Consider the following 15937-nt stretch of genomic DNA (forward strand, 5'->3'; position numbering starts at 1 on the left):
CAGAAAACTGTAAACTGCCCTAATCTAACGTGAATGAGGTATTATTTTTTGTTTTGCAGTGATAGGCCCATAAACAGCTTTTGTCATTCTGATCGCAGGGAAGAATCTCAAAGCCTCATGTTAGGCAAGCTTGAGATTCTTCCCTGCGGTCAGAATGACAAAAAAATGAGTTTTAAAAATGTATACTATCGCTGAATCAGTAGTCGCAACGTAGTTGGCGATTGACCATCGGGCGTAACCTGAATTAAATACAGCCCATCCAGTAAGTGATTTGTACTTAAACGGTAAGGCTCTGTCGGAGCAGTTTCCAGATGCGTCTGTTCATGGATACGTCCCATAATATCGCTCAATTTCAGGCTAATAGGCTTGCCAACAGCCGGACTAAGATCAATCAGCACATGGTTATTAGCCGGGTTTGGCGACAGGCGATATGATACACCTATTTCCGTAGCGCCTACTCTAGCTCCGGCTGGGCATGTCGTTTCGATAATGCTCCACTGCTGATTTTGCCCGGTTCCTAATGTTAGCTGGACAATCTCAGCGCCTTCGGTCGTACTGGCATTTTTCACAGTAATTGCTTTGTTGGAATTTCGGTTGCTGAAGGTGAAATAGCCTTCGGCATTTCGTTGAATACTCCATTGCTGATGGCTGCCTCCCCAATAGGTCCACTGCTCAACTGTCGCGTTATCGGCTGTCGATGAGCTATTCACTTGAATACCTTTCTGATTGTGCAGTACCGAAATATTATAGAAGCCTCCATCAGCGGGCGTAAACTTCCATTTCTGCCAGGGCTGGTTGGCATTCGTATTCTGCTTCAATGTGGCACCATCATTGTATGAATTATCCGGCACGTTCAGCGTCAGTCCACTACTACGCGATTGGATGCGATAGCATTTGGCCGGATCGACGCTGGTAATTGACGTGGTCGAAGGAGGAGCGGTGGTCGTGGATGAAGGCGGAGTGGTCGTAGTACAGGAACGTTCTTCAATGCTCCATTGCTGGTTGATGCCTCCGTTTGGAGTGTTCTGGACAATCATTCCACCCTCGTTGGTATTGCCATCCTGAACTTCGAGCGCCTTACTGGAATGGCGAGCGGTAATCTGAAAATACCCACTGGCATTTCGTTGAAGCGAGAAATGCTGGTTGAAGCTCCAATCGCCATTGAATGTCCATTGCTCAATGCCCATGCCGTTATCCTGCGAACTCCAGATTACGTCGATGGCTTTGTTACTGTGTACAGCTCCGATTTTGTAAAACCCATTCCCTACCGATTCAAACCGCCAGCGTTGAGAAAGCGCATTAGCATCGGTGCGCTGTTTAACCAGGGCGCCGTCGTCCTGAGAACTACCTTCTACACCCAGCACCTTGCCACTAACCCGAGAAACGATTCGGTAACACTTGTCATACTCAACCGTCGTAACCGAAGTTGACGTTGTCGACGTCGGATTGGTGGGTGTAGCACTCACTTCGACACCACCCGACCAGCCGTTGCCCGCGCGAGCGTAGACTCGGAAATAATAGGGCTGCCCCGCCGTGAGTTCAGTTATTGTGACTGTAGTTCCCGTACCCTGGTAAAGTACTTTGCCTACGGATGGTATATCCGATCCGTTGCCGGTGAAGCTGGAGTTTGCTGTATAATTCGGCTCGAGGGGAATGTCCGTAAGTCCAGCGCTGGTTCCACCCACTACAAGTACTTTTTCAAAAGGGAGGGTTGGATTCGTCCAGTTGAGCCGTACACTGCTGCTGCTGAGCGTAGTAGCGGTTAGGCCAGTAACATTTAGCTTAGACGAATTACAGTCCGGATAAATCTTAACCGAATCTTTTACCGCAGCCCCACCGCCTATAGGAGTCGCAGATGCTGTAATCAGATAATAGGTATCTTGTCCATCACAACCTACCGGCGAGATATCGATAACGGCATTATTTCCCGATGTAGTCTTCACAAGTTGTTCGCGATTGCCACGGCGCAGTTTCACTTGCCACAGTGGACTAGTGTTGCTGGCATTTGTCGTGGTAGCGGTCAGCGTATAACTAGTCGCCTTATCGAGGGCATATTTGGCGTTATTAACGGGGTTGGTGATTTTAACCGTTGTGGTGTTGTTCAGCGAGATCGTAAATACCTGGCTGGAACTTCGCTGCCCTTTAATATCAATCACTGTAAGTTGAGCCGTATATGTACTGATAGAACCTACCCCTTGATTACCAGTTTGTACAGAGAAGACCTTTATGGGATTTGCCTGATTTACAACGGTTCCATCACTGAAGCTCCACTGATAGACAAGCTGATCACCGTCAGGATCATAGGATTGGCTTCCCGTAAAGGTTACGCTCAGAGGGGATGAGCCTGTTAGTGAAGTAGTTGTAGCCACCGCTACTGGCGGACGATTGGTGGGTACGCTCACCTCCACACCAGCCGACCAGACGTTGCCTTTGCGTGTATAGACCCGAAAAAAGTACTGCTGTCCCGCGGTAAGATCGGTCACCGTTACTGACGTGCCTGTTCCCTGATAAAGCACCTTACCACCCAAAATGGATGCGCCATTGCCCGTGATGCTGGGATTCGCCGTAAAGGTCGTGGACGGGGGGATACCATTAAACCGGGGAGCGGCTTTACCCACTACCAGCACATCATCGAAGGATAGAGCGGGATTTGTCCAGTTGAGCCGTACACTGGTCGTACTAAGGGTGGTAGCGGTTAGGCCAGTAACTGTCAGTTTGGGCGAGCTACAATCAGGATAAATCTTGACCGAATCCTGTGCAGTAAGTCCACCTATATCTGTCACTTTCACGGAAAACACGTAGTAATAATCTTCACCACCATCGCAGCCCGCTGGTGAGACAGTAACCACAGGGCTAGCGCCCGAAGCCGTTGTCAAAAGTTGGTCCTGGCCATTATGGCGTAATTTCACCTGCCAGAGATAGTTCAGGCTACTGGGTGTATCGTCAGTAACGTTGGCTGCTAATGTGTACGTAGTCGCCTTATCGAGAGCGTACTTGGAAAGATTGGCTGGTGTCGTGATCTTGGCAGTTGGGGGCGGATTGGTAACCGTTACCTGGAAGGTTTTGGTAGCACTTACGCCCCCTTTATTATCCGATACGACCACTTTAACACTAAAGCCAAATTGCGGTACGCCTTGTCGGCCCAAAATCGGGGTGAATACATGGACTGGGTTAGCCAGGGTTGAGGTTCCGCCATCGCCAAAGTCCCACGCATACGTAATAGGATCGCCGTCAGGATCATAAGAAGTGCTACCCGTGAAAGTCACGCTTAGGGGCGACGTACCCGTCAGCGAAGTAGATGTGGCAACGACTACGGGTGGTTGATTAGCGCCGTTGGAGCTAATTGGCAGTGATAGACCGAGCACTGTGGTTTGGCTTACGAGCCAACAGAGGAGGGCGATAAAAAAGTGGAAGCCAACAGCATATAGCTTTGGCTGGTTCGTAAAAGTTGAGCTCATTATGGGTTAGATTATTGTATGATAATTTTTGTGTTACCTTACATTTAATTCCGACTTATAATTAATTTGACTGTCACAATTTTAGTCGAAATAAAGTATAAGCTTCCGTCTGAAATCTATAGACAAGAAGTAGTGTTAGCACCCGGCAAAAGTGGATACATTTGAGGCTTTGACGTTAACCCATTTTCGGCATTCTTTCACTCATTTTCGGCATTTGGCCTATTTCGGTCGTTCTGTAGGGCCATTCAATATAAACGATGGAAGTAGATTGACTTTTTTTGTCATCCTGACTGCAAAGAAGGATCTTAAGTTATCCTTACCTGAGTGTTATGAAACAACAAGATCCTTCCTTGCAGTCAGGATGACAAAAAAGAATCAAAAACTACTGGCTAGTTACGCTCATGTAAACGCAGAAGGCAATACGCCGAATTTCTCCTGAAAAACGCGCGTGAAATAGGACAAGCTTTCAAACCCAACTTGATAAGCTACTTCCGAAACGCTCGCTCCCTGACGCAATCGCTCAGCCGCTTGCGCCAATCGGATTGTACGGATATACTCTACCGCCGTCTGCCCTGTCAACGCTTTTAGCTTGCGCACCAGCTGGCTTTGGCTCATGTTCATTTGCCGACTGAAATCCTCTACGCCAAAACTGCTATTCGCCAGTTGAGCCATTACCAGAGCATACGCTTTCGTTAAAAATGCGTCTTCCTTCACCGAACGAGCAGGCTCACTAACTGCTTCACTCACCACGATAGTTCTGCTATTGTAATACTGTTGCAAGCGGGCTTGTTTCTGCATCAGATTCCGTACTCGGGCTTTTAACTCCGCCTGATTGAAAGGTTTGGTCAAGTAATCATCAGCCCCTAATTCAAAGCCTTCAATGCGCTCCTCGATGGTTGCCTTTGCCGTCAGCATCACGACCGGAATGTGGCTGGTGATTTCGTGGCTTTTTAGCTGCTGACAAAAACCAAAACCATCGAGTCGGGGCATCATCAAATCACAAATAATGACAGTAGGCAAACTGGCCGTTGCTTTTTCCAGACCGTCTACGCCATCCTCGGCTTCAATAATGTGGTAATCCGATTCGAACACCGTCCGCACATAAGCCCGAATGTCCGTATTGTCGTCAATGACTAACAGAACATTATCCGTTGCGGGCGTTGGTGAAATCGTATTAATTAGACCTTCCTGATATAGGTCGCTATGGTTCACTGGCCCAGCTAACTCAAGGTCTTCTCTGATTATTGGCGGCTCAATGTCTACTAATGGTAAACGAACTACAAACCGTGAACCTACCCCTTCTTTGCTGGTGACAGTGATCGTACCTCCTAACACTTTGACCAATTCACTGACCAGCGAGAGTCCGATGCCTGTACCTTCATACATCCGATTGGTTTTACTATCGACCTGATAGAAGCGTTCAAAAATGGCCGTTAGGTTAACCGGAGCAATCCCAATACCCGTATCTTCTATTGTAATGACTACTTCGCCAGTTGAACCTGGCGAAGAGTAGTCAATCTGAAACTGAACTTGCTGCCCTTTGGAGGTGAACTTGAATGCGTTGGAGAGTAAATTGGTAACTATTTTTTCGATCTTATCGCGGTCGAAACTAGCTTGAAAGTGGGTGGGTTGTTGCGTAAAGGAAAACTGAATCTGGCGACTTTGCGCTAACGAATTAAAGGACGAAGCCAGGGTTCGAAAAAAAACGGCAATGTCGCCAGGCTGAAGGAAAACGTTGAGTTGGCCAGCTTCCAGTTTACTCAGGTCAAGAAGTTGATTGATGAGACGGAGTAGCCGATTGCTGTTTTGTTCCATCAATGTCACAACCGGCTCAGTCAGCGTGACGACTTTTTCCGTACGGAATCGTTGCTTTAAGTCCGTCAGTGGCCCCAGAATCAGCGTTAATGGGGTACGGAATTCGTGGGAAATGTTTGTAAAAAACTGCGTTTTCAGGTTATCGAGTTCGGCTAATCGCGTGGCCTGTTTATGCTCAAAAGCTATCTGTTGTTGTAATAACCACCGTTGCTTCTGGAATTGATATAACTGCCAACCAATCAGAAGTAGTACAAGGCTATATAACAGATATGCCCACCAGCTTCGGTAAAACGGCGGATGCACACGAACCTGTAGCGTAACGGGCTTGCTCCACACGTCTCCGTCGGTTGAGCCTTGCAACTCAAACATATAATTACCGTCAGGCAATTGAGCGTAGTTGGCAAAACGATTCGTACCCGCATCAACCCAATTCTGATCAATACCAACCAGTCGGTAGCGAAACTGATTTTTCGCCGAATTGGTGTAATCCATGAGGGCGAATTCCAGCGTCACTAAATTTTGGGTATGCGACAAATCGAGTCGGCCAGTTTGTTCGATACTTTCGGATAAAATACCAGTAGGAGCGCCTACAGTAACGGTTTCATTGTTGATTTTCAACCCGATGATATGAACCAGTGGGATCGAACCAGTCGTAGTAGCGGTTACGTCTTTCGGTCGAAAGGCCGTTAGTCCGTTTATGCCCCCAAAAAGTAGTTCACCCGATAATGTTTTAAAAAATGATCCCGTATTGAATTCGTCATCCTGAAGGCCATCAGCTTTAGTGTAATTCCGAAACTTGCGTGTTCGGTGGTTAAATTGGGCCAGCCCCCGATTGGTGCTCATCCAGAGGTTCTTAAACTCATCTACCAGAATACCGTACACCACTTTATTAGGCAGTCCCTGAGCTTCCGTAAAATGCTGAAATTGGCCCGTCTGCTTATCAAGTCGTTCCAACCCTCCTCCTTTCGTGCTCACCCAGAGGTATTTGTTTGGCTGATCAGGATCGTCGATGGTGCTCGATACAAAATCGTTGCTCAGGCTTTCGGGTTTGGCGATATCGTTCTTATAAAGCGTAAAAGTGGGGGTTGTCTGCGGTTGATCGACCCGAATCAGACCGTTCTGCGTACCGATCCATCCCGTACCCGCACCATCGAAATACAGGGAATACGTTTCGACTTCGGCAGCCTGTCCGGGCATCAGGGACTGGTAAGAAAATGCGGTAAATGTTTCGTTAATCGGATTAAATCGAAGGAGTTTTCCATTTATTGATCCAATCCAGAGATTCCCCTTTTCATCTTCTCGGGTTTGATTACCATAGAAGCCAAAAGCTGTGCCTGGCGGCAGCGAATACGTTTTTAACCGTTGCCAATTCTCTGAAAACTTCACCAATTGATGCGTAATTATGTTGTGCTGATTGTCCACATTGGATGCCCAGAAAATTCCCCGACGATCCTGCATAAGGTATCGCAACCGACCGTATATAGCCTTACCATTCTCATTCAGAAAAGGCAACCAGCGATTATCTGCGCGGTCTAATCGGCCATAGTCAAACTGATTTCGTACATAGGTCTGTCCCTGTCGATCCTGAAATAAATAAGAGAGCGAGGTGCCAGGCAGATAAACTTGAAATTGTTTAATACGCGGACTGAATTTCCGAAGGCCATAGCCAGCCGTGCCAACCCAGATGTTTCCCGTTTTGTCGATAAGGAGTTTGGTGACAGCAAATAAATCAGGCGGCATCACGGCAAATGCATTGCGATCCGACAAGCTTTCCTGTGCGTAGAGTTGAGCGGGTGACATAAGCCACAAAAAGTCGGGCGTCGCCACCGCTACCGTATGGCTATCAATTTTATTTAGATAGACATTAAAGTTTTTAGTGCGTGGTAACTTAATGACCTTTTGTTTGGTCTGTTGCCAGCCAATGAGCGTGTCTTCATTGAATCCAAACCAATAATCAGGTTGTTGTCCGTCGGGAGTTGCCTGGAACAGCGTAGCCAATGACCCGAACCGCTTAATTGGCGAATAGTCGGTTGGTTGTGGCTGTCGCCAGTTCAGCGTATATAATTCTTTGGCAACGCTAACATCAGCCTGACCATGGCGGTGAAAACTGATCCGAGTGGGTGCGCTGCCACTATTTACATCATATAACGGAAATGTAAATCGGGTAAACTGGACTAGTGACGTAGCATCAGCCTGACTAGGGAAACCATTTTTTAGCGAACCAGATAATGTTATTTTCACTAGTTTATTCTGGCTGGTGCCTACCCAGATATTCCCTTCCGGGTCTTCTACAAGCAAACTAATCTCATAATTACCGGCATCGGGTGAAGCCGAATCACTCATGTCGAAATGATAGAACCGTTGGGTTTTATCATCATACAGGTTGAGACCTTGATTTAACGTACCTATCCATAACCGCCCGTGTCGATCAGTCAGTAAGGCCGAACAGGCATTCGACGACAAGCTGTATTGGTTATGGGCGTTGTGGGTGAAAACCGTGAAATTATAGCCGTCGTATCGATTTAAGCCATCTTTAGTAGCCGCCCAGATGAAGCCGTTGTGATCCTGTTTGAGATCATAGATCATACCTTGCGACAACCCTTCTGATATAGTAATCTCCTGCCAGCCCTTCTGTTGGGCAAAGAGTAATAAGGGCAATAAAACAAGTACCAGACACAGGAATCGCATTCAACTGAATTTTGACTGGAAAGGTACACAAAATCATGCCAACATAAATTGATGGTCAGAATTACAACTGTTTATTTGGCAGACCCAATCCAGGAAGTAGGGTAGTCGGCAAACCTGTTGGCCTTTACTCAGGTGAACCTTTGTCCGCTCATGTATGAAGCTGATTTTAGCAACGCTCTGCCTGGGTATTTTTTCGCAAGCGTTTATGGTGGCTCCAGTTGCGCCAAAGCCTACAGCATGGAAGTCGCTCTTTAATGGCAAAAATCTGGTGGACTGGGAAACCTGCCTGGATCGGCCAGACAAAAGGGATCAGCAAGGAACTCCGCTTGGGTTCAACAACAGACCGATGCTAGCCCACACGCGCCATATCGTTAACGAACAGGAAAACCATTGACGAAAGGCAGTATTCAGACCCAAATTGACCAGTTCCCAGCAGACTTGCTGTATCCATAAAACAAACCTCAACTCGCATGAAAACTCTCCTGATCGTCTGCCTAACCTTATTCTTTATTGATAAAACGTTTGGGCAGATTTATGTGGATGGCATTGCCATCGATACGCTGAATACGCCTTTCTGTCAACTAATCTGTACAAACGCGGTAAGCCTGAACAAAGCACAGGTACAGATCGATTATGGCCAACGATATGTAGATAATGGATTCAACCGACAGAAAATCAGCAACTCCTCCAATAAAGATATTCGGTTTAATTCCAGTATCGACGCACTGAATTTTATGACTCGAAACGGTTGGGAGTTGGTTTCCTTCCAAACAAAAGAGAATCAATTTATTTATTTGCTACGGTGGAAAAAGTCTGAAAAATAGTAAAATAGAATCCGTTATCCTTTATGGATAAACTACGAAAACATCTTGAACATATCATTCAGATTAGTGATGAAGAATTCAATTATATTAAAACCCAAGTATAGCCAGAAACACCATTATACCCAGTAGAATGTTCATAAGCATTCCTGTTTATGACCTTTGTCAGATTTGCGGATTAGTTAGCCGACTACGTTTTGCGCTTCTTCTTACGGGCAGATGGAAATAGTACATTATTCAGAATCAGTCGATAGCCTGGCGAATGGGGATGTAATTTCAGATCGGTTGGATTGCGGAAGCCTCCTCCGCCCCGTACCCCCTCGGGATCATGTCCGCCGTAGAAAGTCCATTGTCCTTTACCCATTTCGCCGTATAGATAACGATCTGAGGTTTTGCCTTCGCCCATTACCAAGCTACTGGGCTTAACGGCTCCTTTTCGGAAAGCGGTGGTCTGTCCGAAAAACTCTTTAATGATATTCTCGTGATTCTGCGTCAGCATGGCCGGGATTACATCCCACTTGGCCGAAAAATTAAACAACTCGAAAAAACCGCTGGGGTCATCGAAACCGCGATTAGCTGACGAATTAATGTCTGAGAACGTCGAGAAGCCCCGGTAGCCGTTATCCGATTCGAGCGTAAAATTGCCGAACGCAAACGTTTTACCAAAGTCAAGTTTTTCCTGCGCATTCGGGTCCATTCCATCACCATCGTAGCTGCTCCCAACAATATCGACACCGTCGGCAGCAAGCGCAATATCGAGCGTTTCGGCGGCTGAACACATCGCAAATAAATACCCACCACCCATACAGAATTGCTTAATTCCTTTGGCTACTGCCAGTTTCATCTGTGATACTTTCTGATAGCCATATTTCCGGGCAATATCTTCCTGCGCTTTGATATCCGCTAAAGACTGTCGATGCATGTTGCGCCCAAATTGCCCGGTAAAATCTTCATGGTGAAGGTGCAACCAATCGTATTTAGGCAAATCGCCTTTCAGTACTTCTTCGTCGTAGACTAATTCATACGGAATTTCAGCGTAGGTAAGCACCAGCAATACCGCATCCGTATTTTCGAACTCAGCTGGGCCCACTTTAACAGGTGAATAAACAATGATTTTAGCCGCTTTCTGAAGCTTGACGACGTCCATATTTACATTGGGATTCGTCAGTTGTTGCCGAATGGATTCAGCACTCGCATCGGAAATGGCTTCGAATGCCACTCCACGCACCCGACATTCTGTCTGTACAGAAGGAGTCAGTTTTGTCATAAAACTACCTCCCCGGTAGTTCAGCAGCCATTCAACTTCGCCATCATCTTTCAGTACTTTGTACGCGATGCCGTACGCTTTCAGGTGATCCGTTTGGCGTTCATCCATCGGAATCAGGACGAAATTAGCCCATACGGGCGTGGCTTGAGCCAATATAGCTAGGAATACCAGCAGAAAAGTTAAGTACTGTTTCATTGCGTACCTTATTTTTGATCCAACGCTCCCTACTCTTCTATGACTCGTTACGGCATTACGGCACTTTTTCTTATTCTCCTGACAATGGACGGCAACGCCCAGAATACTTCATCACAACAGGTTCCTATCGAAACAGGCGTATCGCAGACACTGGCGAAAGCCCGCAAGCAAACCATTAGTCAGGTAGCCTATGCACTAAAGTTCGATATTCCTAACCAAAAAAGCCAACCTATTCCAGCCAGTGAAACAATTTCCTTTACCTGGAAGAAGACCACAGCACCAGTTCAGATCGATTTCAAGGAAAAACGTACTCATATCCAGACTATTTCAGTGAATGAAAAGATCATTCCGATCGTATTTGAGAGCGAACATCTGGTCGTTTCTACTGCTTTTCTGAAGCCGGGAAAGAACGTAATTTCTATACAATTTACGGCTGGCAATTTATCGCTGAATCGGAACGATGATTATCTCTACACACTACTCGTTCCCGACCGCGCCCGAACGGTGTTTCCCTGCTTCGATCAGCCTGATTTGAAAGCTTCGTTTCAATTGTCGCTGACAGTGCAGAAAGATTGGCAGGCCATAACCAATGCGGCTGTTCAGGATTCGTCCGTCGCAGGTGATCGCAAAACGGTTCGATTCCATCCCTCCGATGTGCTTCCAACGTATTTATTCGCTTTTGTGGCCGGTAAATTCAAACCCGTAACGAGAACGATGACCAACCGCCCAATGACGCTGCTGCATCGCGAAACCGATACGACGAAAATCCGACTCAGTTTAGATCCGATTTTTAACCTGCATGCCGACGCACTTCGCTTTCTGGAAGACTATAACCAAATTCCGTATCCATTCCGAAAATTCGATTTTGCTGCCATTCCTGATTTTCAATACGGTGGCATGGAACACGCCGGAGCCATCGACTACCGCGCATCGAGTCTATTTCTGGATAACGGTGCCACCCGCGATCAAAAACTATCGCGCGCTACATTGATTTCGCACGAAACGGCGCACATGTGGTTTGGCGATCTGGTAACGATGCGTTGGTTCAATGATGTCTGGTTGAAAGAAGTATTTGCCAATTTCATGGCCGATAAAATCACGGAAGTATCCAGTGCCGACGCCAATTACGATCTTCAGTTTGTGGTCGATCATTTTCCGGCAGCCTACGCCGTTGACCGAACCGAGGGAGCCAATCCGATTGGGCAGCCACTAGCAAATTTGCAGGAAGCTGGTACGATGTATGGTGGCATCATTTATCATAAAGCGCCGATTATGATGCGCCAACTCGAACGACTGATGGGCAAAACTGCTCTCCGTGATGGTTTGCGGGAATATCTCAAAAAATACGCGTTCAATAACGCAACCTGGGCCGATCTGATTGCCATTCTGGACGCTCGAACACCAACCGATTTAGTCGCCTGGAATCGCGTTTGGGTGAGTGAAACAGGTCGTCCAACGTTTACGTATCAACTCGATAAGCAGCATGGAAAAATTTCTCGATTCGTTATTTCCCAGAAAGCTGAAGACGGCTCGAATCGGTTGTGGCCGCAAGGGTTCGAAGTTGCTTTTGTCTATCCTGATCATATAGAAGAATTAACTGTTGCCATGAATCAGGCTACCGTTACGGTAGCCGAAGCGATTGGGAAAGCCGCTCCTTCGTTTGTGGTCTTTAATTCATCAGGACAAGGATACGGTGTTTTCCCCGTCGATACGGCAATGACAACCCAGTTGGCTACGATCAAAAATCCCGTAACACGAGCTTCTGCCTACATTAATCTGTACGAGAATATGCTGACTGGCCAAGTAAGTACGCCAGCCAAACTAGCCGCTATTTATCAGCAACTTTTGAGCAAAGAGTCAGAGGAATTGAACTTACGTTTACTTACTGGCGAACTAGCTGATATTGTCTGGAATTTTACCAAACCTGAAAAACGCCCAGCTTTGGCTGCTTCGGTCGAGCAGGCAGCGTGGCAGGCAATGGAAAATGAGGTATCTCCCGGTAAAAAGAAATTACTGTTCCGATTATATCAAAACATTGCTCTCAGCAAGGAAGCACAGGACCGATTATACGCTATCTGGAACGAGCAAAAAGCCCCAACAGGTGTCACGTTGACCGAAGACGATTATACAGCACTTGCATTATCGCTTGCTGTCCGGGATTATCCAGTAGAAGGCATTTTAGCCAAACAGTTAGCTCGGATCAAAAACCCGGATCGCCAGAAACGACTGCAATTTATGATGCCCGCGCTATCATCGAAGGTGGCGGAACGCGATCAGTTTTTTGCGTCGCTGGCTAACGAAAGCAATCGCGAACGGGAAGCCTACGTAACGGCTGCACTTGGATATTTACACCACCCGCTGCGAGCCAAAACGTCGGAGAAATACCTTCTCAAGAGCCTGGAACTTCTGGAAGAGATTCAGCGAACGGGCGATATTTTCTTTCCTGAATCCTGGCTGCGATCTACGTTATCGAGTTATCAAACTCCCGAAACGGCTCAATTGGTACGCAAATTTCTGGCCGATCGTCCTGCGTATAACGCTCGCTTGAAAGCCAAGTTATTACAAGCGGCTGACGGTCCGATCCGTTCGAGTAAACTGCTGTATGAGCCATGACCAACGACGATGCCTTTCCAGCGATTAGTCCCGAAATGTCACAGGATTTATTTCTGATCAGGGATGCATCGTGGGAGGAGCGATTTAAAGAGAATTTCAATCAGTTTATCATTGGCCCGCTGGAAACTAGTTGGCAGGTGATTAGACTTCCTTTGCCCCCATCCCGAACCAGCAATTATGCCCTGATTTTTGTTACGGCTGGGTATGTAGATTTAAGCGTTGGGCATCAGACGTATCTCATCCAACCACAGAGTCTGGTTATTGTACCGGCTTTACAGATTTTTGCGATCCAGACTATCAGTACTGATTCAGTAGGTTATATCAGTTTTTTTAGTCAGGAGCTGGTACGCAGTGCAGTTGGTGAGACGGACTTCGCGTTTCTGAAACTAACTGGAAATCCGCATGTTACCTTAACGCCACAGCAGACTACGTTCGTAGGCAATTTACTGAGTCGGTTAACCATTGACTATACCGAAAACGGGGCTGCTAAAACAGATGTGATTCCTGCTTATCTGCTGGCTCTTTTGGTCGAAATTAATCGAGCCTATGTCGGTACGTTACCAACCAAAACTGATGCAGGTGAGCGGTTGGTACAACGGTTTATGGATTTACTGGCGACGCAAATACGGCAATCTAAAGTAACTACTGCGTATGCTGAGCAGCTTAATGTGAGCCCAAATCACTTGAATAAAGTATTGAAAAGCCGGACAGGCAAATCGCCTTCGGTCTGGATAGACGAGCGTATTGTGCTGGAAACAAAAGTTTTGCTGTTTCAATCGGATTTACCCATTGCTCAGATCGCGCATCAAATGGGGTTCGATGATCTATCAAGTTTTGGTAAGTTATTTCGAAAGTACACACTGATGAGCCCAACCGAGTTTCGCAATCGACATATTCAGCAATGATTGATTTTGACCAATCTTCGCCCGATTTCGCCTACCCGATTTCGAGATAACGACCCGAACTTTGCAGCAATTTACTGGTTCGGTCTTTTCCATGATTTATCCAATTCTTTTAGTTGTACACAATGCGTTACGCTGGCTCGTGCTGGGAAGTTTACTGGCCTCGCTCGGAAGTAGTATTTCCGGCTTAGCCAGCAAGCGCGCGTATCAATCCATCGATCAAATCCTACGCGTTGTGGCTACGTCGATTGCGCATACGCAATTGCTGGTCGGGTTTTATCTGTACGCTAAAAGTCCAATTGTAAGTTACTACTGGAAGACTCACCCTACGTTTCAGGAAGGCCGGGAATTTCCGTTTTTTGCACTCATTCACATTGGACTGATGATTACCTCAGTAGTTGTTATGACCATTGGATCGAGCAAGGCAAAACGGCAGAAAACCCCCGAACAGAAGTTCAAAACAACAGCTATTTATTTCACTATTAGTCTGCTGCTTATCTTTATTGCGATTCCGTGGCCTTTTTCTCCGCTCGCCAATCGACCTTTGTTCCGCAGTTTTTAACCTAACTCCTCTCCTGTTTTAGCAGAGGGAAAGACAATTAATATCTAAGCAACTATGCACTTTTTCAATTCACCTAAAATCCGGCTACGTATCGTCAGTTTTGCAGAGGGACTTTCGTACATACTGTTGTTATTCATTGCCGTTCCGCTGAAACGAATTGGTGGACATCCCGAAGCGGTACAAATTCTCGGCCCTATTCACGGATTACTGTTTGTATTGTACGTACTGACAATTATCCAGGCAAAAACCGAGTATGGCTGGCCTGCTGGTAAAACATTTATGGCTTTGCTGGCATCCGTCGTGCCCTTCGGTACATTCTACGCCGATTACAAAGTTTTCCGTGATTTACCAGCCACAACGGAACAGGCATAACATGATTTCGCCTTGCGTTAACCTAAATAGCTGACGCAAGGCGAAATGTTTAGGTACGTGATAAGCGTTAGCGAAATAGTAGCGGAGCAATGTCAGTAAGGTTTCTTCGCCATACCATGAAGGTGTGTCCCCCCGGCGTGTTTACTTCTTTGAATTTTACCTTTTTTGACGTCAGATATTCTTTGAAGTTCTTGTTATTCTGAAGCAGGAAGTCATCGGCTCCGCAGGAAATCCATAATAATTTTAGCTGTTTATTGGCGCTCTCATCCAATTTTGGATAGGTCTTGGCAAAACTATCCATCATCGCTTTTGTCTGCTCTTCCGGGGAAGCCGTTGCTGCCGGACGAGGTCCTCCGCCAAAGCCGACAGCACTGCTAAAGCCACCGACATACGCAAAATGATCCAGGTTGTTCAGGCCCGTATAGAAAGCGGTACCACCGCCCATCGACAAACCAACAATTGCCCGCTGAGTTCTGTCTTTGGCTGCGTTGTAGGTTTTTTCTACTTGTGGGATAATCTCCTGAAGCACTTCTGCCGTGTATTTTTCATTCCCACCATACCCCAACGTATTGATCATAATCATGGGTTTGGCTTTACCTTCTGCAATTAAATTGTCCAGAATGATGTTCGCCTGTGCATTTACGATCCATGACAAGGCTGTACCCGTAGCCCCGTGTAGCAGGAAAAATACTGGATATGGCTCCTTGCGTTTGGGATCATAATTCGGGGGCAGATACACATAATAATCCCGATCCTCACCCATCACCGCCGACCGATAGACGTGATGATCGACAATACCTCGCGGCACATCTTTTATCTCCCAACTCAATGAAGCCGGCCCCGGCATGTGAGCCAGACTCTGTCCGTTGCATTGGTAACAGGGCTTAGCTACAGGATTGGCCGGATCAGGAATGCGAAGTCCATCAACAACAAATGCATAATCGTAAACATCCGGTTCGAGCTTTTTGGTAAAACTCCAAATACCCTGATCGTCTTTGGTCATTGTTTCTTTTGAAATGCCTTCGATGTCAAGAACAACTTCTTTGGCATTCGGCGCTCGCAGTCGGAAAATCAATCCTCCTTCAGTCACTTCCGGCGATTTAACTGGCGGCATTCTGGGAACCTGAGCCAAAAGAGCCGCTCCATGCAGTAGCATACAACTGAAAATCAGTAGCCGATTTCGTAGATTCATATAATTCTGGTAAAGCAAGGGTTTAACAAATCGGTACGAATCTACTACGCTT

Annotated in this window: 10 protein-coding genes; 6 read left to right on the plus strand and 4 right to left on the minus strand. The window is 46.6% G+C overall.

What is annotated here, in order from left to right:
• Window positions 1–185: 185 nt before the first annotated feature.
• Together ACYVE4_RS12610 and ACYVE4_RS12615 are read right to left on the minus strand one after the other, a co-directional pair.
• Window positions 186–3458 (minus strand): RICIN domain-containing protein, encoded by a 3273-nt coding sequence (locus ACYVE4_RS12610; RefSeq protein ID WP_461040286.1) that lies wholly within the window; start codon window positions 3456–3458, stop codon window positions 186–188.
• A 399-nt stretch (window positions 3459–3857) separates the two neighbouring features.
• Window positions 3858–7961, minus strand: coding sequence for a hybrid sensor histidine kinase/response regulator transcription factor (locus ACYVE4_RS12615; RefSeq protein ID WP_461040287.1), 4104 nt, complete (start codon window positions 7959–7961; stop codon window positions 3858–3860).
• 154 nt (window positions 7962–8115) lie between these two features.
• Here ACYVE4_RS12615 and ACYVE4_RS12620 point away from each other — a divergent pair, with 154 nt between their 5' ends.
• The gene (locus ACYVE4_RS12620; protein WP_461040289.1) at window positions 8116–8355 is read left to right on the plus strand and encodes a hypothetical protein; all 240 of its coding nucleotides are present in this window, start codon (window positions 8116–8118) and stop codon (window positions 8353–8355) included.
• A 76-nt stretch (window positions 8356–8431) separates the two neighbouring features.
• On the plus strand, window positions 8432–8785 hold the full coding sequence (locus ACYVE4_RS12625) for a hypothetical protein (protein WP_461040290.1): 354 nt from the start codon (window positions 8432–8434) through the stop codon (window positions 8783–8785).
• A 187-nt stretch (window positions 8786–8972) separates the two neighbouring features.
• On the opposite strand, the gene ACYVE4_RS12630 is transcribed toward ACYVE4_RS12625, so the two are convergent.
• Window positions 8973–10244 carry an asparagine synthetase B gene (locus tag ACYVE4_RS12630; RefSeq protein WP_461040291.1) on the minus strand — a complete coding sequence of 424 codons (1272 nt, stop codon included), beginning with the start codon at window positions 10242–10244 and terminating at the stop codon, window positions 8973–8975.
• 39 nt (window positions 10245–10283) lie between these two features.
• Here ACYVE4_RS12630 and ACYVE4_RS12635 point away from each other — a divergent pair, with 39 nt between their 5' ends.
• The 4 genes from ACYVE4_RS12635 to ACYVE4_RS12650 all read left to right on the plus strand — a co-directional run bounded on the left by ACYVE4_RS12635 (window position 10284) and on the right by ACYVE4_RS12650 (window position 14693).
• A complete protein-coding gene (locus tag ACYVE4_RS12635; protein ID WP_461040292.1) occupies window positions 10284–12857 on the plus strand; it encodes a M1 family metallopeptidase in 2574 nt (857 codons plus the stop codon).
• A complete protein-coding gene (locus ACYVE4_RS12640) occupies window positions 12854–13762 on the plus strand; it encodes a helix-turn-helix domain-containing protein (protein ID WP_461040293.1) in 909 nt (302 codons plus the stop codon). Before ACYVE4_RS12635 ends, ACYVE4_RS12640 begins: the two co-directional genes overlap by 4 nt.
• A 61-nt stretch (window positions 13763–13823) precedes the next feature.
• Window positions 13824–14321 carry a hypothetical protein gene (locus ACYVE4_RS12645; RefSeq protein WP_461040294.1) on the plus strand — a complete coding sequence of 166 codons (498 nt, stop codon included), beginning with the start codon at window positions 13824–13826 and terminating at the stop codon, window positions 14319–14321.
• Between the two features lie 54 nt (window positions 14322–14375).
• Window positions 14376–14693, plus strand: coding sequence for a DUF3817 domain-containing protein (locus ACYVE4_RS12650; RefSeq protein WP_461040295.1), 318 nt, complete (start codon window positions 14376–14378; stop codon window positions 14691–14693).
• A 67-nt stretch (window positions 14694–14760) separates the two neighbouring features.
• Here ACYVE4_RS12650 and ACYVE4_RS12655 read toward each other — a convergent pair whose 3' ends face one another.
• Window positions 14761–15885: an esterase gene (locus ACYVE4_RS12655; protein WP_461040296.1), complete on the minus strand. Its 1125-nt coding sequence runs from the start codon at window positions 15883–15885 to the stop codon at window positions 14761–14763.
• Between the last annotated feature and the right edge of the window lie 52 nt (window positions 15886–15937).

Source organism: Spirosoma harenae (assembly GCF_054776975.1).